Raw genomic sequence first — 26,831 nt, 5'->3', positions numbered from 1 at the left:
ATTGGAAGCTTCTCGACCCCCTCGGGCGAACGGTCTTCGAGCGCACGGCGATGGGCGTCGACAGCGTCGCCCTCGACCACATCGACAGCGCGTCGGGACAGATCCTCTACCGGCACAGCCTGCACGGCGTCGACCAGGAAACGCCCGTGCTCCTGGTCACCGGCAGCTATACGCTGCTGATCGATGGCGCAAGCGGGGCCGCTAGCCCGGCCGCTAGCGCGCCGGTTTCCTTCCGCCTCGGCCTGGTGCCGCAGACCGCCGCCGAGACTCACGATGATTTCCGGAGCCGACCGGCCGCGGACCTCAGCGTCAGCCGCATCGCGGTGGACCCGCCAGGCGAGCTGCGCAGCGGACAGACCATTGACCTCGAGTGGCTGCTCGAGAACCGTGGCAGCGAAGCCACCACGGGCGACTGGCGCGAGCGCATCGTCGTTCGCAATCTCGACAGCGGCGTCATCGTCGCCGACCTCTACGTCCCCGACGCGGCGAGCGAAGCCGCCAACCGGGCAATCGCCGCCGGCGACTCGCGCAGCCGCCACCACAGCCTCACCTTGCCCGCGGATGCCAGCGCGGTCGGCCGCCTGCGGATAACGCTCATCGCCGACGCCGACAATGTCATTCGCGAAGGTGGCGTTGGCGTCAGCAACGAGCGCAACAACGCCCTGGCCATCGACATCGATGTCGTCCGGGCGCCGTCCAGCGAACTGCACATCGAGAACCTCGCCTTCGATCCCGGCACCGTTTTCGACCCCGGCGCCGCCGTCAGGGTGAGCTGGGAGACCGTCAACCGCGGCAATCAGGCCGCCGAGCCGGGCTGGAGCGAACGCCTGGAGTTGCGCAACCTGACCACCCGCGAACTGGTCGCCAGCGTCGTCCTCGACGATCTGTCCGGCGCTGCGCCACTGGCCGTCGACGCCAGCCGCCAGCGCAGCGCGAGCCTGATCTGGCCGAGCGGCAACAGCGCCGCCGGACGCTTCTCGCTGCGTGTCGTCGCCACGGCCAATCAGGGCGGCAGCGGCGAGGATGTCCGGCGCGCCGGAGAGGGCGAACTGATCCACCTCGTCGGATCCGATCTGGAGATCCGCAACCTGCGCGCCGACAACCCCGACCTTCAGGCCGGCGGCATGGCAAGCATCCGCTGGGAGGACTGGAACATCGGCCTGAGCTCGACCGCCGGTGCATTCGCCGAGCGTATCGTGGTCACCAACCTCGACAGCTCACAGATACTGCTCGACAGCAGCACCGTCTACGATCCGCTCGCCGCCACGGGCGGCCAGACCAATGGCGCGATCGCCCCCGGCGACTATCGCCAGCGAAGCTTCAGCTTCCGTCTTCCCGACGGATCGCGCGCGGCAGGCAATCTCGAAATTCGCGTCAGCGTCGACCAGGATCGCAGCGGTCTCGGCGTGCTTTTCGAAACCAATGCCGCAGCGCCGCTGGACGACGCCGAAAGCAACAACAGCGCCAGCGTGCGGCTGCTCGCGGCGCGCACGGCCTACGCCGACCTGCGGGTCGAGTCCTTCGCGGCGCCGGCAACGGGAATTGCCGGCGAACGGATCAGCGTCGACTGGCAGGTGGTCAACCACGGCACAGTCGACCTCGATGGCGCCTGGAACGACCAGCTCGTCATCAGCCGCGACAACGTCATCGGCAATGGCGACGACATCGTCGTCGGCAGCCTCCGGCACAGCGCTGGCCTGGGCAGCGGCGAGAGCTACCTGGCCAGCGCGACGATGACCTTGCCTTTCATCGCCCAGGGGCCGGTTTTCCTCGCCCTGCGCAGCGACGCCGGCGAGGAGATCCTGGAACCCGATACGCGCGCCGACAACAGCGCCAGCGTGACGTTCCAGCTGCACCTCCCGGCCGCCGACCTGAGCCTGGTCGAGCTCACGGCGCCCGCCCTGGCCGTCAGCGGCGGAAGCGCCGACATCCGCTGGAGCGTACGCAACGGCGGCAACGCGAGCAGCGACCTGGCGCTGTGGCACGATCGCGTGCTGCTCTCGTCCGACACCCAGATCGACGCCAGCGACATCGTCGTGGCGACCTTTGCCCATGCCGGCACGCTGGCGCCCGGGGAGAGCTATCTCGGCGAGGTCGCCGTGACGCTGCCGCGCGTAGCCAGTGGCGGCTACTTCGTCATCGTCGTCAGCGATGCCGACGCTCGCCTGGCCGAACGCAACCGCAGCAACAACCGCTATTCGGCAGCCTTGCACGTCCAGCCCGCACCGTCCGCCGACCTGAGCGTGCGCGTCGTCGACGCACCGGCCGACGCGCGCAGCGGCGAAGGTCTGTCGATCGCCTGGGAGGTCGTCAACCTCGGCAACGCGACGACCAACGGCGGGCAGTGGAACGACCGCATCGTCCTCTCGACCGACGCCCGCTTGAGCAGCGACGACATCGTCGTCGCCGGCTCTCTGGTGCACAGCGGCGCGCTCGCAGCGGGCCAGGGCTATCGCGGCCAGGCGACGCTGAACCTGCCGCGCGACCTCGAAGGCGATTACTTCGTTATCGTCGAAAGCAACGCCGACGGCAGTGTCAACGAGGGCGGGCGGAGCAGCAACAACACGGCCGCCAGCGCCGCCACCGTGCGCATCAGCCTGACGCCGACGCCCGATCTGACGATCAGCGACGTCCTGGGACCGAGCGCCCTGCGCCCGGGAGACGTGGCCAGCGTCAGCTACACGCTGAGCAACGTCGGTGCGGCGCCGACCAGCGGCGCCTGGCGCGATCGCATCTTCGTCGAAGACAGCAGCGGCGCGCTGCGCGAAATGGCCAGCGTCCTCAACACGGGCGTCCTGGCTGCCGGCAGCCGTGCCGCGCGCAGCGCCAGCTTCACGCTGCCGGCGTCGCTGCCCGATGGCCAATGGCGCTGGCTGGTGAAGGCCGACAGCGACGACAGCGTCTACGAGCGCGGCGGCGAGAACAACAACCTGGCGCGCGCCGACGACACGCTGCGCGTCGCCCGCGTCGATCTCGCGGTCAGCCTTCTCGACGCCGCGACGCAGGTCGCGTCGGGTACGCCGCTGCACGTCGAATGGCGGGTGCGCAACGATGGCGGCGTCGCCCTCGGCAGCTGGACCGACCAGCTCTTCCTCGCCGCGGCGGAGGCCTCGGCCCCGCTCCACAGACTCGCCGAGATCGTCCATCTCGGCCCGCTGGAGAGCGGCGCAAGCTACGACGCGGCAGTCGATGTCGTCGTGCCGCTCGATTTTTCCGGCGCCTACGATCTGATCGTCATCAGCGACGCGGGCGACGCCATCGGCGACGGCGAGCGCAGCAACAACCGCACGCACGCGCCGCTGCGCGTCGAGCTTTCACCGTACGCCGATCTGGCGGTGAGCGAAGTCAGCGCGCCGCAGACGCTGATCGCCGACCCGGCGACCCTGAGCGTGGCGTGGACGGTCGGCAACCGGGGCACCGGCGCCGGCGGGATGAGCAGCTGGAGCGACCGCATCGTGCTGTCGAGCGACGACGTCCTCGGCAACGCCGACGACCTACTCATCGGCGAATACCGCCACGACGGCGCGCTGGCCGCGGGCGAGTCGTACACGCGCAGCGAAAGCATTCAACTCGCCGCGCGCAGCAGCGGCCGCTTCCGCCTCTTCGTCGTCAGCGACGCGCGTGGCGAAGTCTTCGAGAACCACGTCGAGGCGAACAATGTCGTCCTGCTCGCGCACCCGGTCGACGTCATGCCGGTCGCCTACGCCGACCTGCAGGTCGCTTCGCTCGCCACCGCCGGCCTCGCGGCGAGTGGGCGGTCGCTGACGCTGAGCTGGGAGGTGGTGAACAACGGCATCGGAAGCACCGACAGCGCCGAGTGGTCGGATCAGGTCTGGCTCAGCCGCAACGCCGACGGCAGCGATCTCGTCGCGCAGTTGGGCCAGGCCCGTCACTTCGGCCAGCTCGCCGTCGGCGCGCGCTACGCGCGCAGCGTCGAGGTCAGGCTTCCCGAAGGGATCAGCGGCACACACTACCTCAACGTGCGTACCGGCGGCCCCTTCGAATTCGTCTTCACCGACAACAACAGCGGCCGTTCGCCCGCGCTGGCGGTCGAACTGTCGCGCTCGCCCGACCTGCGCGTCGACAGCGTCGTCGGCCCGGCGAGCGCCCGGGAAGGCGCGCTGATCGACGTCTCATGGAGCGTCGTCAACCAGGGCGACGCCGACGCCACTGGCGTGTGGATCGACAGCGTCTGGCTGCTGCCGGCCAGCGCCACGGGCCAGTCTGGCGCTGTGGACGGCATGACCGGCGCGATCGCGCTGGGCAGCTTCAGCCACGACGGCACGCTGGCCGCCGGAACGCGCTATACGCGCAGCGAGCAGCTGCGCCTGCCGCCGCGGATCGAAGGTCTCTACCGGCTCGAGGTGCGCACCAACGCCAGGCTCGGTGAAAGCGGCGAGCAGATCTACGAACACGGCGCAGCAGGCCAGAACAACGCCCTGCTCGCCGCCGAAACGACCGCCGTGGGGCGCAACGCGCGCGCCGACCTGCGCGTCGCCAGCGTCATCGTTCCCGAACATGTCAGCGCCGGAACGACGACCGCCATCCGCTTCACGATCAACAATCTCGGTGCGGCGCCGGCCAACGGCCGCTGGAGCGACAAGGTCTATCTGTCCGACGACGGCACGCTCAGCGGCGACGACCGCCTGCTCGGCGAAGTGGCCAACGCCGGGGCGCTGGCGCCCGGCGAAAGCTACAGCAGCGAAGCCGCACTGCTCGACATCCCGATCCGCCTGCGCGGCGACGCCTATCTGATCGTCGTCGCCGACGGCAATTTCCGGATCGACGAGTATCCGAACGACAGCAACAACGCCTACGCCACACGCTTCACGGTCGACGCCGTGCCCTTTGGCGACCTGGTCACCAGCGACGTCGTCGCCCCGAGCCAGGCGGTGCACGGCGCCAGCGTCGAAGTCCGCTACCAGGTCAGCAACCTTGGCAGCGCGACGACGCGCGGCGAATCGGCGGCGCTCGACAGCTGGACGGACAGCGTCTGGCTGGCACGTGACAAACGCCGCCCCGGCGCCCACAAGGGCGACATTCTGCTTGGCTCGTTCAGCCACGTCGGGCACCTCGGCGTCGGCGAGAGCTACCTTGGCGATGTCCGCGTCACTGTCCCCGACGCACTGCCTTCCGGCGAATACTTCCTGAGCGTGTGGAGCGACACCTACGACGTCGTTCTCGAAGACACCCTGGCCACCAACATCAACGTCGACGACCCGACACAGGTCGACAACAACAACTACCACGCGCGACCGATCAGCGTGCTGGGAAGCGCGCCGCCGGATCTGCGGGTCAGCGAGGTCGTCGCGCCGCCAGCGGTGACCGTCGGCGAAAGCTATCGCTTCAGCTACAGCGTCGACAACCGCGGCGACGCCTTCAGCGGCAGCTGGACCGATTCGGTCTACCTGGCCGACAACGCCGACTGGAACGTGGCAAGCGAGGTCTGGCACCTCGCCGATTTTGGCCAGACGAGAAGCCTGGGCTTCGGCGAACGCTACAGCGTCAGCCAGACGCTGCGGCTGGCACCGTGGATCAATGGGCGCTTCCTGATCGTACGTACCGACAGCGGCAGCCACATCGCCGAGGCAGACGAAAGCAACAACGCCCGCGCCAGCGCTTCGCAGCTCGACGCCTCGGCCGCAGACCTGCGCGTCAGCGACGTGCGTGCGCTGCCTGACAGTGCGGACGACGCAAGCGATGCCCTCCACTTCTCGGGCGAAGAAACGACCGTGACGTGGACCGTCACCAACGTCGGTGCGGCGGTATGGTCGGGAACGCGCAGCTGGGCGGACACCCTCTACCTCAGCCGCGACCCGTCGTTCATCGCCGAACGGGCGATCGCGCTGGGCAGCGTCGTGCACTCCAACGTTGGCGGTCTCGCCGCCGGCGCCAGCTATACCGGGACGGCAAGAATCCGCCTGCCGGCTGGTGCCGACGGGCAGTATTACCTCTACGTGATCACCGACGCCGAAAGCGACCTTGCCAACCCGGGCATGCGCGGGGCGCGAGCGGAGTTGTCGGCGGGCGGCTCACTCGCCGGCAGCATGGCCTGGTATTCCGGTGTGAACGGTACGCCGGGCAGCGTCTTCGAGGGCCGGCGCAACGACAACAATGTCGGCCGCGGCACCCTCGCCATCACCTATCGCGAGCCCGACCTGCAGGTCGACAACATCGTCATTGCGCGGACCGAAGGAGAAGGCGAAACCTTCTCCGGACAGACGCTGACGATCAGCTGGACGGTGAGCAATCGCGGCAGCCGCGAAACGCGCCGCGGCAGCTGGGTCGACGGCGTCTACCTGTCGCGCGATGCTTCGCTCGATTACGGCGACCTCGCCCTGCAGACCTACGCCGTCCATCTGCAGGGCAACGGCCTGGCGCCGACCCTGCGTCCTGGCGAATCCTATCGCGCGTCGATCACCACCACGCTGCCGGCATCGATCAGCGGCGACTTCTACCTGCTGGTCAACACCGACACGGCGATTTTCGCCAACCCATACTCGACGGAAACGAGCAGCATCCGCGACGACCTGCTGCCGCTGGGTCGCTTCGGCGACCCGGCCGGAACGATTCGCGAATTCGCTGACGAAGGCAACAACCTCGCGTCGACAGCGCTGTCGATCACCCTGGCCACGCCACCCGACCTGCAGCTCGCCGAAGTGGTCGCTGCGCAGACGGTCATCGCCGGTCAGGACTTCAACGTCGGCTACCGGGTCGTCAATGCCGGCGGCGACACGCCCGCCGACCAGGGCCGCTGGTACGACCTCGTCTATCTTTCCCGCGACCGCTTCCTGGACATCGACGAGGACCACTATCTCGGCTACGTCGAGCATTCCGGTGGCCTCGCCGCTGGCGGCAGCTACGCTGCCAACCTGGTGGTGAGCGCGCCACAGCAGATGCGCGGCCCCTGGTACGTCTTCGTAATCAGCGACCCGGCGCGCGCCTGGGGCGGTGGCGAGTTCGGCCGGCTGCGCGAGTTCGGCGGCGAGCGGAACAACGCCCTGGCAGCCGCGCAGCCACTGCTCATCGAGATTCCGCCGCCGGCCGACCTGGTCGTCACCCAGGTCGTCGTGCCCGCCGGCGCCAGCGTCGGCGACACGCTGCGCATCGACTTCAGCGTCGCCAATCAGTCGAGCAACCCGGCCTGGGGGCGGTGGACCGACGCCGTTTACCTTTCCGCCGACAACCAATGGGACCTCGGCGACCTCCTGCTCGGCAAGGTCGACCACGTCAGCGACCCGGCCGGCCTGGCCGCCAACGGCAGCTATGACGGCACGCTGACCGCCACGCTGCCGCCGCTCAAGGAAGGCAACTGGCGGCTGATCGTCCGCCCGGATCTGTACAACGAAGTGTTCGAAGGCGCGATCAGCGGCCCCGGCACCGGCGTAGAGGGGGTGAACCTGCCACCCGGCGAGGCCAACAACCGCAGCGCGTCGGGCAGCAGCGTGCAGGTCAGCGTCCCGCGAATGCAGGTCGGCACGCCGCTGCAGACGACGCTCTCGCCGGGGCAGGAACGCCTCTACAAGGTCGCCGTCGCGGCCGGTGAAACGCTGCGCGTGAGCCTCACCGCCAGCGCCGACGACGGCCACAACGAGCTCTATCTGCGCTACGGCGACGTGCCCAGCGGCTACGCTTTCGACGCCGCCTACGACCGGCCGCTGGCCAGCGACCAGGAGGTCTGGCTGCCGAGCACGCAGGCCGGCGACTACTACCTCCTGCTGCGCTCGCGGCAAGCTGCGGCCAACACGCCGGTGACGCTGCGCGCCGACCTGCTGCCGCTGTCGATCAGCCGCATCAGCCCCGACCAGGGCGGCAGCGGCGACCCGGGCGACAACGCGCACCGCTGGCTGAGCATCGACATCGAAGGCGCCCACTTCAAGCCCGGCGCACTGGTCAAGCTGACCCGGCCGGGGGTGCATGAATTGGAACCCGAACGCTGGCAGGTGCTCGACGCGACGCACATCCGGGCGGTCTTCGATCTGCGCGGCGTGCGGTTCGGTCTCTACGACCTGAGCGTCATCAATCCCGACGGCCAACGGGTCGTCGAAGCGCAGCGCTTCCTGGTCGAACGCGGCATCGAAGCCGACGTGACCATCGGCATCGGCGGCCCGCGCACGCTGACTCCTGGCGACAACGGCCGCTACAGCGTCGCCCTGCAGAGCCTGGCCAACATCGACACGCCTTACGTACGCTTCGACCTCGGCGTTCCCGAAATGGGCTACAGCGACGAGGTACTGAGCGGCATCGCCCTGCCCTACCTGGTCGTCGGCAGCAACATCGGCGGCCGCCCGGACGGCGTCAGCGTGGACGCTGCCGGGAACACGCAGAGCTACGGCCCGACGCCGAACAGCGGCACGACACGCCCGGACATTCCCTGGGCCAGCCTCGACGGCACGCTCAATACCAGCGGCGTCAATCTGCTGCCTGGCTACGTGGTCGACCTGGCGGCCGGCGGCTACGTCGGCATGAGCTTCAACGTCCAGACCTGGCCGGGCCTCGCCGAATGGATTGCCCACGACTTCGACGGCTTGCGCGACAAGCTCTACGCGCTGCACCCGCAGTGGAAGGAACAGGGACTGCTCGACGGCGGCGTGCAGGACCTCGACCGCATTGCCGAGGGACTGGCGAGGAAGTTCGTGTCGACGGTTGCCGACGAAAACCTGCTCAAGATCGAAAGGCTGGCGCTGCCGTTTCGCTTCGACGTCAGCGGCGCGGCAACGCCGCTGACGCGCGACGAATTCGTCGCCGAACAGGTCGCCCACGCGAGCAGGCTGCGCGCGGCGATCCTCGCCGACGAGCGCGCACCGGCCAGCCTGGCAACGCTCGCTGCCGACCCCGGGCAGTGGGTCGCCGGCTGGCTCGGCGCACTCGAAGCCGGCGGACTGTTGCGGCCGGTCGACGAAGCGCCGCCGATCCGTTCCCACCCCAAGGTGGTCAGCCTGAACAGCACGCTCGCCAGCGGCATCCTCCTGGCCCGCGGCGGCGACGCCTATCGCACGCAGGGCGACCTGCTCGGCTTTTTTGCGACGGTTCAGAAATGGTATGGCGACAGCGCCGCTTTCGCCGGCGATCCGCAGGCGACGACCGCGCCGGTCGACTACCGCGAAGTCCGCCAGTCGCTCGCCGGCTTCGTCGAAATCCCCGTCCCTGTTTCGGCCGAGCGTGCCGACTACGACCGGCAGGCGGCGCAGAAAACGCACTTCATCAACTTCAACGTCTTTGCCGGCGGCCTCGGCGAGCTCGAGTACCTGCGCCATGTCGGCGTTCTCGACGCCGACTTCAGGCCTGTCCCCGGCCAGGCGCTCGACCTCACGCACTATCTGCAGCAGGCCGCCAGCGAGTCGGCAGCCGCTGCCGCCCTGCTCGGCGTGCGCGGGCCGCAGGCGCTGCTCGGCGACGACGGCCAGGCCTGGGTCCCGGCGGCGACAGCGCTGCCGTACGCCGTCAACTTCGGGATGCCGGGTAACGCGCCGGCCGGGCAACTGCGCCTGGTGATGGCACTCGACGCCAGCCTCGACGCGCGTTCCTTCCGCCTCGGCGATCTCAAGCTCGGCGACATCAACGTGCACCTGCCGGCCGGCAGGGCGAGCTTCCAGGGCGACTTCGACTTCAGCGGCAGCAAGGGCTTCGTGCTGCGCGTCAGCGCCGGCATCGACGTCACGACGCGCATCGCCACCTGGCTGCTGCAGGCCATCGACCCGCAAACCGGCGAAGTCCTGCACGACGCGACGCGCGGCCTGCTCGCCCGGGCTGCCGGCGAAGCGGGCGTCGGCGCTGTGCAGCGTGCCTCGCTGAGCTACACGGTCAGCGCCGGCGACGGCGCGGTTTCCGGCGCCGACATCGTTGCCAGCGCGCGGATGTTCATCGACCAGGCACCGCCCATCGACAGCCAGCGCAGCGTCGTCAAGCTCGATGCCGACGCGCCGCGAACGACTCTGACGGCGAGCGCCCTCGGTGATAACGCCGACGGCGCACCAAGCTTCGATGTCCGCTGGCAGGCCGACGACACGCCGCCTGCCGCGGGCAGTGCTGGCGGCACGGGCAGTGGCGTCAAGTCGGTCAGTGTCTATGTCGCCGAAGACGGTGGCGATTTTCGCCTCTGGCAACGTCAGGTCGACCCGACGATCGGCCAGGCGATCTTCACCGGCAGCGCCGGCAAGCGCTATGAGTTCCTTGCCGCCGCCACCGACCGCGCCGGCAACCGCGAGGCCGCGTCGCTGGCCAACGCCGTTCTGCCCGACGACGGCGCACGGCAGGAGATCCTCGACGCCATCGGCAGCAACGAGTCGCTGCCGGCAACTGCCGAGCTGCCACTGGCCACGGCCGACCGCAGCTATGCGGCGAACGCCCTGTTCGCCGAAGCGTCACGCTTGCTGCCCGGGCACGTCGCCGACAGCCAGGGCAGCGATCTGCGTTCGGTACTCGCGCCGTTCAGCGTGCGCGGCCTGGCCAGCGGCTACGCCGCCAGCGACGCCGACATCGGCGCGCAGGCGCTGGTCGAGCTGCCCGATCACAGTTTCCTGGCCAGCGCCGGCAGCGAGCGCAACCATGTTTTCCACCTCGACAGCAATGGCGGCCCGGCCACGAATTCAGTCCCCGCCTCGGCGCAGCTCCTCAACGCGCGCCTGGCGCCGCTGTTCACGCTCGCCGAGCCTATCCTCGACATGGCCGTCGATCGCTTCGGCCAGCTCTGGCTGACGACCGGCGCCGAACTGCTGCAGGTCGACGTGGACAGCGGCCAGGTCATCGAACGCCATCGCGGACCGGGCGGCGAGCCGCTGACCCATGCGCTGGCCATCGACCCGGGCAGCGGCTGGATCTACGTTTCTTCGGGCGGCGGCATCGAAATCTTCGACCCCGCCGAAAGCGACCGCGCCCGCGCCTGGCGGCACTTCAGCAATCAGCGCGTCGGCGACCTGGCCTTCGCCGCCGACGGCCGCCTGTGGGGCGTCAAGTGGAGCGGCAGCGAGGTCGCCGGGGCACAACTGCAGGCGACCAGCGAGATCGTCAGCTTCCCGCTCGGCGGCCGCTCCGTCGGCCGCGCCGAACTCGAATATCGTCTCTCCGGCATCGTCGACAGCATCGCTTTCGGCGCCGCCGGGAGCAGCCTCGACGGACTGCTCTTCGCTTCGAGCAACCTTCGCCAGCGCAACGTCGGCGCGGGTGCAACGGGCACGCCGCAGCAGTCACCGGTGTGGATGGTCGAACTCGCCAGCCGGCAAGCGCTGCAGGTGGCCAGCGGTGGCAGCCGCGGCGAAAGCATCGTCGCCACTGGCGACGGGCGCATCCTGGTCGCCCAAACGACGCGCATCGACGAAATCTCCCTGCAGCGCGCACCACTCGTCGAGGCAATCACCGTCCCTGACGGCGCGCTCGTGCCGCTGCCGCTGAACGAGATCGGCGTCGTCTTCGACCAGGCGATGTGGCTGGGCACCCTGGCTGACGGCAGCGCTGGCCATGACCCGCGCAGCGTCCTCGATCCCTGCAATTTCGTGCTCACCGCGCTCGCCAGCGACGGGGCCACGGCGGGCACTGCCAATGCGCGCAGCGAGCCGCAAGCGGTGCGCTGGGATGGCGCAAGCCGCACTGCCTGGCTGGCGATCGGTGGCCTCGCCGCCGGCGACTTCCGGATCGACATCGCCGCCAGCCTGCAGAGCGCCGCCGGGACGCCGCTGCAGAGCGGCTTTTCGAGCCGCTTCACCGCCCTTGCCGACATGAGCAGCCGGCTGCAGCTCGGTTTCAGCAACACCCGCGCCAGCCGTGCCAGCGGTGAGGTCAGCTACGATGTCAGCGTCACCAATATCGGCAGCGACGAAATCCGGGGCCCCCTGCTCCTGCTCCTCGACGCCGGCCGCTACTTTGCCGGCACCATCGCCGACGCCCAGCCGGCCAGCGATGGTCCATCCGGCCACGCCGACCTCTGGACCATCGACCTCGGCGCCGCGCTGCAGGCGCTTGGCGGGCGCCTCGCGGTCGGCGCAACGATTGCCGGCCAGACCGTTCGCGTCACGCCGGGCAGCGAAACAGTGCCGCGCGCCGGCCTGAGCGAGCTGCTCAAGGCCAACCTCGGGCACGGCGTCTTCGCTCTCCCGCAGGACAACCGGCCACCGACCCTTTCGCTCGCCGGTCTGGTCGACAGCGACCTCCTGCCGCCGGCGCGCGTCGGCGAGGCATGGAGCGCGAGCATCGAAGCGATCGAAGCGACCGAAGCGACCGAAGCGTTCGCAGCGATCGAAGCGATTGAAGCGATTGAAGCGATTGAATTCGACGGAACGCGCTTCTGGTGGCAGCTGGTCGACGCGCCGGCCGGCGTCACGCTGACGCCAGCGGCCGGGATCGACCTGTCCGGCGAAGCCGCGCACGCGACCGCCACGCTTGACTGGACGCCACTCGCCAGCGCCGACGCCAGTACGCGATTCATGGTGCGTGTCGAGGACAGCCGCGGCGGCGTCGCGCTGCGCGAATTCCGCCTGGCGGTGATCGGCGGCAACCGCGCGCCGGTGATCGAGGGCATTGACGACGTCACCCTCGCCGAAGGTGAAACGCTGTCGCTGCCCTTGCTCGCCGCCGACGCCGACGGCGACCGCCTGACGCTGGCGCTGCGCAACCTGCCACACGGCGCCGTCTTCGACGCGGCCAGCGGTGTCCTGAGCTGGACGCCAGACCACGATCAGGCCGGCGTCTGGGCGGCAGTCACGGTCCTCGCCAGCGACGGCAAGAGCACCGCCAGCCGCACATTCACGATCACCGTCGAACAGGCTCGCGCGCAACCCGTCCTGGCCGCCGTCGCCGCGCAAACCCTGCGCGAGGGCGAGGCCTGGGCGCTGCAGCTTGCCGCCGGCGTACCGGGAATGCTGCCCGGTCGCGCACAGGCCGACGGCACGACGCTCAGCGTCGAGTACGGCGCGCGCTGGCTGCCAGGCGGCGCCACACTCGACGCGCAGACCGGCTGGCTGGCCTGGACGCCGGGCTTCGACCAGCACGGCACTTACCGCGTGCCGGTCAGCGTCGTCGCCACCTGGACGGCGCCCTCGGGGCAAACGAGCCGCAGCGTGCTCGACCGCGATGTCGTCCTGAACGTCGCCAACGCCAACGGCGCGCCAATCTTCGCCGCCGGCGAAACCTGGCGGGTCCTCGAAGGCCAGCCGCTACGCATCAGTGTCTTCGCCTTCGACCCCGACAACCCGGCCTTCACGCCAGCTGTGCGCATGCGTCCGGGCAGTGCAGCGATCGGCCCGGAAACGAGCGCGCCGAGCGTCGGCTACCAGCTCAGCGGCCTGCCGGAAGGCGCCTTTTTCGACCCCGACACCCTGGAAATCGTGTGGACGCCGGGCTACACCCAGGCCGGCAGCTACAGCGTCGTCGTCACCGCGACCGACGACGGCAACGGTATGGGAACACCCGCACTGAGCCAGCTGGTCGTGCCGATCGTCGTCGGCAACGCCAACCGCGCACCACAGATGGGCGACCTGGGCAATACCTTCGTCGACGCCGGTGGCGTGCTCGAAATCCCGTTCAGCGTCGGCGACGTCGACGGCAATCCGATCGCCATCACGATCAGCGGCCTGCCGCATTTCGCAAGCTACACGCAGTTGCCGCCGCCGACTGGCGAGCAAGCGCCTGGTCAGGAAACGGGCCAACTGCGCGGCAGCATCCGCTTTGCCCCCGGTGCCGGCGACCGCGGCGACTACACGGTCACCATTACCGCCAGCGACGACGGCGATGGCAACGCCACGCAGGCGCTCAGCACAACGCGCTCCTTCGTCGTCAGCGTGCACAGCGTCAGCGAAGCGCCGCTGATCGCCGCGCCACGCCAGGTCGTCGCGCTGGTCGGCCAGCCGTTGTCGGTGGCCATCGTCGCCAGCGACCTCGACCAGGACCCGCTGAGCTGGTCGAGCAACGGCCTGCCACTCGGCGCCGAGCTGATTCCGGCCAGCCAGTACGGACACGCGACGCTGCGCTGGACACCGACCGCCGACGACCTTGGCAGCCGCGACGTAGAGCTGATCGTTACCGACAGCGGGCTGCCACCGCAGAACGGCGGCTTCGGCACCCCCGAACAGCCGCTGCCGAACGTGAGCCGGCACACGCTGCGCATCGTCGTTCGTTCGCAAAACGCCGCACCCGAGCTGCTCGGCGTGCGGGTCAACGGGCAGACCCTCGCCGACGATCGCGTCGCTGCCGGGAACGCCGGCGGCTCGGTGAACACCAGCCCGCTGCGCATCGACGCTCGTGAGGGGCAGCCACTGGCCCTCGAAGTGTTCGCGCAGGACAGCGACGCCGATGCGCTGCACTGGCGCGTCGCCGGCATGCCGCGCGGCATGGGTTTCAGCGCCGACGGCGGTCGCGCGGCGTTTGACTGGACTCCCGATCTCTTCGCGGCACAGGACGGCAGCGACCCGGATGGCAGCGCGTTGCGCGCCGGCCACTGGCGCTTCAGCGTCACCGCCAGCGACGGCATGGCCAGCTTCAGCCGCGACATCGAGATCGTCGTCGCCAACACCAACCAGGCACCGCGCATCGTGCCGATAGCGCTGCAGCTGATCGACGAAGGCGAGACGCTGGCCTTCACCGTCGTCGCCTCCGATGCCGATCGCGACGCCGTGCAACTGAGCCTGGTGCATGACCAGGAAACGCCGGCCGGCGTCTCGTTCAACGCCAGCAGTGGCCGTTTCGAATGGACGCCGGGGGATGTCGTCGACAACAGCAGCGCCGACAGCCGCTCGTACAGCGTCACTTTTCGCGCCAACGACGGCCGCGCTGCCGACAACTCGCTGACCACACAGAGCGTGCAGCTACGCGTTTTCGACGTCAATCGGCGACCGCAGATCAGCGCCAGCAATCACGCCGTCGTGATCGGCGACACGCTGAGCGTCCCGGTCGTCTTCGCCGCTGCAAGCAACGGGATTTCGCTCAGCGACCCCGACGGCCCGGCTCAAAGCGCGGCGCTGGCGATCAGCTTCAGCGGCCTTCCCGAAGGTGCCCGCTACGACGCCGACAGTCGGCGTCTCGTCTGGACGCCCGGCGCCGGACAGATCGGCGACTTTGCGGTCAGTGCCACGGTCAACGACGGCCAGGCGCGCAGCGGAACGGCAACGGCGGTGTTCACCCTGCGAGTGCTCGCCGAAGCGGCAGCCAACGCGCCGAAGATCGTCGTCTCGACCACGCCGAGCGCGCCCGCGCTGCCGGGGCAAACGATCCTGGCCAGCGTGCGCGCCGACGCCTGGAGCGGCATCGCGCAACTCGCAGTGACCGTGCGTGGCTCGGCAATCAACGCGGAAAGCGGCGTCGGGAGCTGGCAGAGTGTTGCGCTCGACAGTGCCGGACGCGTCCGGCTCAGCGCCAGCCAGCCCGGACTGATCGAAATGCGCGTCCTGGCCACCGACCGCGATGGCTTCAGCGCCACCCACACCGAGACCCTGCGCGTCAGGGACCCGGCCGACACCGCGGCGCCGCTACTGGCGTGGAGCGGCACGCTTGCCGGCGCCAGCGCGAGCAGCCAGCCGCACGAAGTGCGGGCCAGCACGACCCTCGCCGCCCGCATCGCGGAAAGCCAACTGATGGGCTGGCAACTGCAAATCGCCGTCGCCGGCAGCAATCGCTGGCAAACGCTGGCCGAGGCCGAAACGCCGGCGATCAGCGTCGCGCAAACGCTGGCCCTGGCGACGCTCGATCCACAGCAGCTCGACAACGGCATCTACCAGCTGCGCCTGACCGCCTGGGACCTCGCTGGCCGCAGCAGCGAGATCGCCACCACGCTGATCATCGACAGCGCCGACAAGACGTTCGCCAGCCACAGCCAGACCGATGCCGCGCTGACCCTTGCCGGCCACACGCTGGCCCTCATCCGCCACTGGCAGCCGACGAATAGCGGCGCGCCGGCCGACAACCGCGGCGACTTTGGCAACTGGACGCTGCCGCTTCTCGCCAGCCGGCTGAGCAGCGACCAGCCGGCAATGCTGGCCAACGGGGCAAGCGCCGCGTGGGCGCTGGGCGCGCGCGTCTGGCTGACTATCCCGGCCGATCTTGCCGACGCCAGCGCTGGCCTGACCCAGCTCTCGTTCGTTCTCGGCGTGCAAGGCGAACGCCTGGGCAGCGAAGCCGGCGCAGCGCAGGTCTGGCGGCCGTCGTTCAGCGGCGACCGCGGCTGGACACTGCAGGCGCACGCCGACCAGGCGCGCAGCGGCGCCGACCGTCTCCAGCGCCAGGGTGATCGACTCTACGCGCAGGACAGCGGCCTGCCCTGGGTGCCCGGTGCCTACACGCTGACCGCTCCGGACGGCACGCGCTACACGCTCGACGCGCAAGGGACGATCAACCGCATCGCCTTCGCCGACGGCCAATCCTGGCTCGTTTCGGACGCCGGCATCGTGGCGGTGAACGGCGATTTCGCCGAGCGCCTGGATTTGCAGCGCGACAGCGCCGGGCGCATCGTGCGCCTTACGGCTCCTGACGGCGCCGGTGGCGCCACCGCCATCGCCTACCGCTACGACAGCGCCGGCCGGCTGATCCTCGTCCGCCACCTCGACGACGGCGATCCGGGGACGCCGATCGCCTACGCCGCTGGCGGGCAAGTGCTCACCGACCCTCTCACCGCCTACCTCGGCGCCGCCGTGCACTGGGGCAGCAGCGACGCCAACGCCTGGGCCGGCGAGCTGAACGCCGATACGGGCATCAACCTCGCCTTCAGTGTGCGCGAGAGTGAAATCGAATCGACGATACATGCGCCCGGGGCTCAGGGCGCCGTGATCCTGGCGCTCGAAACGATGCTCCCCGCCGACGCCCGGCTCGAAGTCGTCGGCGCCCAGATCATTGGCAGCACCACGATGAACGGCACGCTCACCCGCCTGTTGCGCGTCAGCGACGCCGGCGTCAAGCTGATTCGCATCACCGGCAACGGTGCAGCACAGCTACGCATCAGCGTCGCCGGCGACCTCGACCGCGACGGCCGTGTCGACGCCGCCGACAGCCAGGCCTGGGAGCAAGCCGCTGCCGCACAGGACCGTGTGGCGGACATCAACGGCGACGGCCGGATGGACAGCGCCGACCGCCAGGTCCTCTACGCGAATTACGGTTTCAGGGCCAATCGCGCGCCGACGGCGACGAACACGGCAAACGGCGCTTCCGCAGCACTCAGGACGCACACCGATCTGGCCGCGCGCGGCGCGCTGAGCAAGTTCGCCGAGGACCTCGAGGGCGACACGCTGTTCTGGCGCGTTCTCGGCAGCAACCACGGCAGCGGCCGAATAGAAGCCGACGGCCAGACGCTGAGCTTCACCCCGGAAGCCGGCTACAGCGGTGCAGCGACGCTGACGCTGCAGGCCGATGACGGATTCGCCGCCGGCGCTCCGCTCGAGCTGACGATCGACGTCAGTGGCGCAAGCTTGCTGCGCCTGCATCTCGCGCAGTTGCCGGCGCTGGCCAGTGGCCAGTTTGCCCGCCTGCAGGCAAGCGCCGACTTCGCGGACGAGCAGTCCGTCGCCATCACCGACGCCGCCTATCTCACGCTCGGCAGCGCCGATCTGACGGAGCTCGGTGGCCGCTTGCCGAACCCGCTGCAGGTCGACGACACGCACGACATTGTCCGGGCGACCGGCGTCGGCCCGGCGCTGCTCATGATTCAGCGCGTAGACAACGATGGACGCCTGGTCCAGGCCGCCGCGGCGATCAACGTTCGCGCTGCGGCGCTGCCCTTCGACCGCGAAGCCGGCGCAGAGGAGAACGAAAGTGCCAGCGGCTACGGCGGCGACGAAAGTCTGTCCATCGAGCCGGACGTCTACCCGGGCACGCTCACCCTGATGCCGGGCGACACACGACAATTGAAGGTACGCCTGCCCGACCCCTACAGCGATCAGCCGATCGACATCCACACGGCGAGCCAGACGAACTTCTCCGGCACACCGGAAACGCTGGAAAGCTACCTCGACCCGGAGAGCGGCGAAAGCTTCGACATCGTCATCCCGGCCACCCCGCCGGTGTACAGCGGCACGCGCTACCTCGTTTCCGACGCGAGCATCGCCAGCCTCGGCGAAGACGGGCTGATCACCGCCCTGCGACCTGGCGAAGTCAGCGTCGCCATCGTTCACCTGGCCAGCGTCGTCGATCGCTACGGCGGCGTCAGCGACCAGGTCATCGGCCAGAGCACTATCCGCCTGCGTGTGCAGGCCGCCGCACTGACCGACGATGACCCGAACACCGCCGCCCCGGCCGGCATCACCATCGCCGCCGACCAGGGTGGCGTGGTGCAGGCGGCGACCGGCGAAACGGTGATGATCGGAGCGGGAGCCCTGCGCGACGATGCGCTGGTCTCGATACGGCGCATCGCCGTGCCCGAATTGCTCGCCGAAACGGGAATGTCTGCGCCGGAACCGGAGGTCCTGCAAACCCTCGCTGCGTTCCGCCTCGATCTCGGCGAACAGGCAAGCAGCGTCCCGGTGCAACTGGCGATCCCGCTGCAGGACGAGGTCGGGGTCGAAGTCGGCGACGAAGTCCTGTTTCTGCGCCGCGGCACCGCCCCCGACGTCAATGGCATCGTGCAGGACAAATGGTGGCTCCTGGACAACGGCTTCGTCGGCACCGACGCGCAGGGCCGGCTCGTCGCCCGCACCGCCAGCCCACCGTACAGCGGCGTCAGCGCTTCCGGCGATCTCGTTCTCGTGAAGACCCGCAGCAACCATCAGACCGGTGCGCTGAAAGTGCGCGGCAACGGCGTCAACGTCTTTGCCCTGACGACGAATTCGCTGGCGATTTCGCTGGCTGGCAACCTGGCCAACGGCGGCTTGACGGGTGCCGGCGCAGCGACGAACCTGATCGGCATGTTCGCCGGAATGTCGGAAATCTACGCCATCAACCTCGATTTCGGCGGCGTCTACCAGGTCGTCCCGGTCCAGAGAAGCCTCGACAACGGCGAACTCACGCTGACCATCGCGACGCCCGGAGAAAGCGGATCGGGCACCCGGGATACGGGCACTTCGCCGCGCATCACCGACGTCAAAATGCTCGCTGCCGGGAAGCTGCAGCTGACCCTCGAAGACCTCCAGCCGGCGACAGTCCCCGGAATGGCGGCGCAAGCCAGCGCCCTGCGAGTGTGGATCTCCCCGGAGGAGCCCAAGCTCGATCCGTACGGCAAAGCGAGTTCCGCCGTCTGGCGAAACGACAGTCAGGAAATGCGCGACGGCATGCGCCTGTGGCAGAAGGTGGTCGACCTCGCAGCGGTCGCACCCGGTGCTGCGCGCATGACCGTGGACATCGACCTTCCGCCACAGCTGGCACTGGGACTCCATGTGATCACCGTGCAGCGCATGCTGCAAACCGTCGACCCGGCCAATCCCGGCGCGACACGCTGGCTGGCCAACGGCGAGGCGGGCCACGTCGCCCTCGCAGGACAGACCGACTTCAGCGTCGTCACCCTGGCCAACCGGATGCAGATTTTCAGGAATGGCGAGATCGTCAAGGAGATCCCCTATCTGGACGCCAACGGCGACCCGACCGTCGGTGGCGGCAGCAAGACCGACCAGATCGCCTTCAGCCTCGACAACCGCCTCGTCTTCGTCGCCGGCGCGCACGGCACCATCCATGTCATCGATACGGCCACCATGAGCGCAACAACCAGCTTCAGCGTCGGAACGGCCAATGTCAGCAGCCTGGCCGTTTCCGGGCAGTGGCTCTATGTCGCCGAGGGCGGCCACTACGACCCGGCTGGCAACTACCGTCTCCTGCGCGTCAATATCGACGAAACGGCCAGCGACTTCCTGGCCATCCGGCAAGTCGAGCTGCCCGCGGCAGTGAGCGGCCAGAACGCGCCGTACGGATATATCGACCTGGCGCTGACGCACGGCGCCCACAGCTATTTGGCGCTCACTGCCAGCAAGCAGCGCATCGACGTGGCCATGGCGCGTAGCCAGCCGGACAGCGGCAACGTCTTCATCCTGGACCTGGATCAACTACAGGAACGAAGCGGCCGCCTCGCGGCCACCGGCACCGGCGCCTTCGTGCAGGTCGATTTCCCGACCCGCGAAGGAAAGGGGCCGCAGTACATTGCGTCCGCGGGGATCAAGGGCAATACGCTGCGACTGCTGCTCAGCGACGCACTTGACGACAACGCGGGCCTGGCCACGATCACCGTCGAGTTGAGCAATTCGGGAAGACTTCAGGGAACGCCGGTCTTCAGGCAAATCCCGATGTCCGGCGCCCTGCCCGGCATGAGCCGCCTCGACGGGAACTACCAGCTGAATATCCAGCGTGCGCAATCGCCAGCGGTGATCGTTGCGCGCAACGGCAGCGAATACGCGCTGGTCGCCGACTACTTCTTCGACTTCGTCGATCCGCTGTACGCGCTGGACGACCCTCAGAACGGCGCCCGGCAGGCAGGCGGCAAGATCGGTATCGTCAGGAATCCCTTCGGTGCAGCGCCGGAGTACCTCGGCGCGACCTCGCCGATCATCGACGCCAACTTTTCACGCCTGCAAGTGACCGACGGCGGCAGGACGCTGTGGGCCGACATCCGTTACTGGCCGACCATTGGCGAAGCACCGCCGCCGAGCGGCCTTCTGGTCTGGGACCTGGACGCGCTCATCGCCGCCGCGGAAAGAAATTCGCTCGCCAGGCAGGCGTCGCCGCGACCCCTGCCGATCGATCGCCAGCGAATCGATGGCGTGACGACCCAGGTCGTCACTCCGAGCAAGCTGAACCTCGCCGACAGCCCGCAACTGACTTCCGGCTGGATCCACGGAATGGCGACCAGCCAACTACTGCAACCCGACGCGGTGGAATTCACGGCGCCGGTCGATGGCGGCCAGTTCCTCCCGACGACCTTCGCCCCTGACGCAGGCAGAAAAGTCCCTGAAATCAACTACGGCGACGTCGCCCGCATAGACCTCTTCAAGCTCATCCGTGACGAATACGCAAGCACGCTGGAGGATCTGAACGACGCGGACTTCAACATCAACTGGGAAAACATCGAGGTCGGCGGCGCTGCGCAGTTGGTCAGGGACGGCCAGGGCTTCCTGCTCACCGCCGAACGCGAGGATGGATTCACGTCGGCGCAGGCAGCGACCAGTGCGACCTACTCCGGACTGCAAGCGGTCAGCACCGACCTGGGCAAGAAGACGCTCCGCGACAGCGGCATCGTCTTCCTCGCGCCGAAAATCGATGTCGATCGCCTGCGCCAGGGCAGGACGCTGCCTGCTGCCGGCATCACCCTCTCCCTCAAGGGCTACGACAGGAACGATCCGGAAAAGCGCCTGCTCCTGAAACTGCGCGTCGTGGATTACGCGAGAGCGGCCGAGACCGTTTTCTTCGGCGATCGGCCGCTGAACAATCCGGGGTATCACCCCTTCGACGGCGCAGCCGGCCTCAGCGCGCGACCAGGCGCCGAGAACGACCTTCTCGACGTGTGGCGGGTGGAGCAACGATTGAAGTACCTTGGCTTTGGCCTCTCCGCAGTCAATACGGGAGAAATCACGGTCAACGGCGCAATCGACGACGCCGAGCACATCGCCTTGCGGCAATTTGACCAGATCATCGATGGAAAGACCGCCTACGCCACCACCCTTACCGAGCAAATCACGGAACGGGGACGAGCCAGAACGCGCACCACCCCGCTGCCGCCCGTCACGCTTTCCGAGCATGACGTCGCCTGGCTGAACGCCTACAACGCACCGCACTGGCTCGATTTCTTTCCGTCCGGAAGTCAGCAGCTCGTGGGCTGGGAAGACATGACCGACAAGACGAACCCCACTGCAGCGATGGGCACGAGCTGGGTGTTTGATCTGATGGTCGCTGGGCAAGCCGAAAACAAGACACTGGAAGGAGAGAAACGCCCAAACCTCTGGTTCGCCGGCACCAACGACCTCGGGAACCGCCTCAACCTCGGAGTCAGGACAGACTACGTCTCTACGCAAAACCAACGGACGGTCAGTGGCAGCGAAGTGATAAACGGAGTGATTCCGAGAACGCCACCGCCGGCAATCACCAACCCAGAGGCTTATACCAATCGCGAATGGGACTATGTTAACTCAAGAAACCTTTCCTCATTACTGCTAAACCCTCATCTAAGAAACTTTGATCCTTCAACACGGACGTTCGGAGAAAACCCGAGCAACGGCACTCCCGAGAGCCCGCAGCTCAACAAGCAGAATGAAGTACTATTGGACTTTGTAGCGATTTACGCCGCCACTCAAACGAACGGCACCCGAGAGTCGATAAGAATTCTGAATGGAGATACCGAGACAATTCGAACGGCGCTATTTGGTGAAGGCAACCCCGCTGGAGGCATAATCGACCAACAAGCACTGCTCATTGGAGGCACCGCGTTGAGCATTGGCAGCCAAATGACAGCAGAGTCCCTTGGCAACATAATGGGGAACGTACGAGGGGTAAACTATGGAGACTGGATCGCACCCCTACAGAGCGCCATGCTGGAGTTCGAGATCACAACACCGCAAAGAATTGCGGCTTTTCTTGCCCAGATAAAGCAAGAATCCGGTGGCATGAGAGATCTCACCGAGGGCTTTAATTACTCGCAAGCCGCTCTCGCCAGTACCTTTTCCTACTTGAGAACACATCAAGAGGTCGATGCTGCCGGGAGCACAAGAACACTGGCGCAGTTATTGGGCAGGCAAGCTGGGGAGGCAACCGTCCCTCACGATCGACAAGTTCGTATTGCCAATACCGTCTACGGTAGTGAATCCAACGCCTACCTAGGCAACGGAAACATCGCTAGCGGCGATGGCTGGCTCTTCAAGGGACGCGGTCTAAAACAAATTACGGGAAGGGCAAATTACGGGGCTTTTGCAGCTTACCTGTCTAGCCACCCTTTAGCGGGCCAGCCTACGGGAGCTGAGCTGATGAGAAACCCGGATTTACTGGCGTCAAACCGAGAACTTGCTGCACGCTCCGCGGGGTGGTTTTGGGCGATCGGATCGTCAGCCAGTAATCTAAACGGCCGTGCCGATCTTTTGGATTTCAGCAAGTCGAATGCCGAAAAAGAAACATTCGATGAAATTTCCACTGGAATCGGAAGAATGGCACATGCCGAGCGCTGGCTAAAGTACAAGAGAAATGTCGATCTTATGCAGACAGGCGGCAACCCTTATGAGAACCTCAGGAAAGCACTTTCGCAACTTGGGTTTTCAAGCAGAGGAGAAGAACATTATGACCGCCAGTTCGGAATAATATTACGGCCGCCCGCTCTGCAAGCGGTGACCACGCCGATGGCTAGAAGTCTTAATGCTCTCTTAGGCACTGATTTATTTTCGCGCCAAACCGATAACATCAATCGGATTTTTTCCCGGGCGCTTACTACGGAAATTCAAGAGGTAGGCGACCGTGTTCAAATAGAACCCTATTTCTATCGAGGAGGATATAAGATGGTCGCGCTAGATTACATGGACCACTCAGGGTCAACTAGCCCTATTGTTTCTATAGCGCAGGCAGAGGCCTCCAGGAATAGTAGGCAGAAAAAGTCGCGTGAAATGGGAATCTGCCATGTAGTGCCAAACATACCCTTGAAAAACATTCACACAGAGTCAGGAGCATACCCAGAACAAATACCGGTCTTTCCTTATTTCGAGGCGTCGTTGTACTTTACACAATTCGAAGGACGCGACATCAGAAAATGGTACGCAAACACGGGGCCTTTTGACCGGTCAAAAACTAATATTATTAAAACACCAGCCCACGGCTCGCTTCTTCCGGCGAAGTGTGAAGAACATCGCGCATACTGCGAGCACAAAGCGTTTTATTATAAACCAGACGACGGTTATTTTGGCGACGACTCGGCGATTATTGACGCGGAGGTCAACGGGTGGAAAGTCAGGCTCCATTATCAGTTTCATTCAATGAACACTGCGGCTTACACGGCGTCTGAAGTCTGCAGCAGCAGTGACGGTTACCGAATCTGGAAAATCTCCAAATCCCCAACCGCTGTCAAGGACAAGAACGTCGTAGCCTGGCACGAATCTGTCCCGTTGGCCGGTGGTGTGAGTAGCGCCAATGCAGCATTAGTCACCTACCTAGACCTGCCCGGTGGCACGCTGGGGAAAATGACTGTGGATCAGGACAATGTGCGTATAGCCTTGGACCAGAATGCCGCCGGCTACGGCTGGTTTATCGACCTCACGCCCTCCGACAACGCCGAGTTCCTGCCCACCAGCAACCCGTTCGAATGGATCGCCAGGCAGGGCTCCGACGCCGAGGGCAGGATGGATCTGCTCACCGTTCTGCGCCATGAATACGGCCACGCGGCGGGACTCGAGCACACCGGCGACAGCCACGACCTGATGGCCTCGACGCTTCCGCCTGGCGTGCGTCGCCTGCCCACTTCCAGCGAACTCGCCGCGCTGCACGGTCTGCTCGCCGGCACCGACTCGGCACCGTTGCCGTACGATCCTTCCACCCCTCCCGGCGCACCGCTGCCACTGAGCCGCAACGTGGGATCCCTGCGGCTCAGCCGGCTGCGCCCAGCCGAAACAAACGACCAGACGGGCGACACGCTCAGCGCTGCGATCGCACAGTTCAGCATTGCCGCCAACCCCACCCTGCTTGACGCCGCCTTCATCGACGGCTCTGCCTGGTCCACCAGCGGCGAAGTCGCCTTCGCGCAGGGTGCTGCGACGCTCAGGGAAGCGGCCTCGTCGCAGACCCGCCTCAACCAGGCCTTTGTCGTCGGCGCCAACGACCGCACGCTGTCCTTCACCCTCACCGACATCGCCCTGGACGACGTCGACGCCGCCCCCGACGACGCCTTCGAAGTGGCGCTCATCGACGCCAGCACCGGGCAATCGCTGTTGGGTGGCAGCGGCCTTGCCAACAGCGACGCGATCCTCAACCTGCAAGCGGATGGGAGCGAGCACAGGGCCGCCGGCGTCACGACCTTGCACAACGCGGCCGACGGCGTGTCGGTCGTCGTCGACCTGGCCGGCATTGCCCCCGGTACGGTCGTCAACCTGAGCTTCGACCTGATCGGCTTTGGGCGCGGTGCCGCCGCGGCCAGCAGCCAGGTCACCGTCCGCGACCTGCGGCTCGCTGGCGGGCAAGCGATTGCAGCGCGGGACGACGAGGCAACCACCGCCGAGGACACTCCACTGCGCATCGCCGTCCTGGACAACGATTCAGGCGTGCAGTCTGGCGACAGGCTCGGCAGCGCAACGAGCGGCATCGTCCCCGTGCTCGTCGACGGCCCGCTGCATGGCAAGGTTGCCGTCAATGCCGACGGCAGCTTCACCTACAGCCCGCAAGCCGACTGGAACGGCACCGATCGCTTCAGCTATCGCCTGCTCGGCAAGGAGGTCGAATCGAATATCGCCGCCGTCCGCGTGATCGTCACCCCGGCCAACGTCGCCCCGACGCTGAGCGCCGGGGGCTTGCAGGCGACCTACGCCAACGAGGATTTCACGCTCGAACTGAGCAGCAGCGATCCGGGCGACGACCGCATCGATGGTTGGCGCATCGACTGGGGCGACGGACAGATCGTCGACATCGACGGCAATCCCGGCCAAGTCAGCCACCGCTACAGCGGAGTACTCGGCGAAGTGCTCATTCGTGCCACGGCCGTGGACGAAGATGGCCGCTATTCGCTCGATCCGCTGGCCGTGACGGTTCTGCCGCCGCCCTTGCAGCTCACTTCGTTCAGCTACGACCATGGCGGATTTGCAGTGCGTTTCAACGACGTCTTCGAGGCCGGCAGGATCAACCTCTACGACTCAGCGCTCACCAGTCTCGGCGCGGCGGACATCGTTCTCACCGGCAGTGCCGGGGTGGTCAACGGGTCGCTGGTCATCGACGCCGATTACCGGGGCTTGCGCTACCTGGTCGGCGGCGGCGGCCTGCTCGCGGATACCTACCGCCTGACGCTGAGGAGTGGGCCGCAGGCGTTTCACAGCGCATGGAGTGACCTTGACGGCAACGGCGACGGCGACGTTGTTTTCGGCGACGATTTTCGCACCTCGTTCACGCTCGACGCCGTGCCGGCAACGCAGCTCTCGCTGCCCGACTTCATGCGCGGGCCCGGCCAGGCGGTCAATGTGCCGGCCGCCGGCCAGCACCTTCCGCTGACCTTGCTCAGCCCGGGCGAGGTGCACCAACTGAGCTTCGTCATCCGTTTCGATCCCGCGCTGCTGGAAATCAGCGCCGCGCTCCCCGGCTCCGGCCTGCCTGCCGATGCCTTGCTGAAGATCGACCGCCCGCTTCCCGGTGAGCTTCGGGTAAACATCGAGACCGCAACCGCCATTGACGCCGGAACGGTCACGCTGCTCGACCTCGTGGCCAGCGTTCCGGCGACGGCTCCGTACGGCACGCAGCAGGTGCTCGACATCCAGCAGGTGTCGATCAACGCGCAGTCGCTCGCGGGCGCCGACCGCGACGGACTACAAAGTGTCGGCTACGTCGGCGACACCAACGGCAACGGCACCTGGGAAAAAGCCGATCTGGCGCTCATTTCGCGGCTTGCCTGGCAAGCGGACAACGGTTTTGCCGCCTGGTCGCGAATCGATCCTCTGCTCGTCGCCGACGTCGATTCCGACCGCCGAATCACGTCAGCGGACGTTTCCACGATCGGGAAGACCTTGCATGACCTGCAATGGCCCCAGGTAGCGAAGGCGCCGACCGGTCTGTCCTTGGTCTTTGCCGAGCCGCAGGAGTGGCCAGGGCAGCCGCAGATCGACTTCGGCGCCCGCTTCGCCGGCTTCAGCGTCGGCAGCGACGACCCGCGCTACCGGCGCGACAACTGGCAGACGTCCTTTGTCACCCAACTGGCAAGAAACACTGCCAATCCAAACAGCCGTTTGCAGGTGACGCTGGACGCCTCGCCGCAAGCAACCCGGTCGGCCTGA

1 protein-coding gene (only partly in view) is annotated in these 26,831 nt (G+C 67.1%); it reads left to right on the top strand.

Annotated features, from left to right (window positions below):
* On the top strand, window positions 1–26,831 hold the 3' portion of the coding sequence (locus QZ634_RS00100; protein ID WP_291984491.1) for a CARDB domain-containing protein. Its footprint begins 9,697 nt before the window's first position; 26,831 of the gene's 36,528 nt are visible here — the last part of the coding sequence; the start codon falls outside the window, past its left edge; its stop codon occupies window positions 26,829–26,831.

It is taken from the genome of Candidatus Accumulibacter sp. ACC007 (genome assembly GCF_907163205.1).
GTDB lineage: Bacteria > Pseudomonadota > Gammaproteobacteria > Burkholderiales > Rhodocyclaceae > Accumulibacter > Accumulibacter regalis.
The sequence above is the reverse complement of the archived record's forward strand: the minus strand, read 5'-3'. Positions and strand labels throughout refer to the sequence as shown.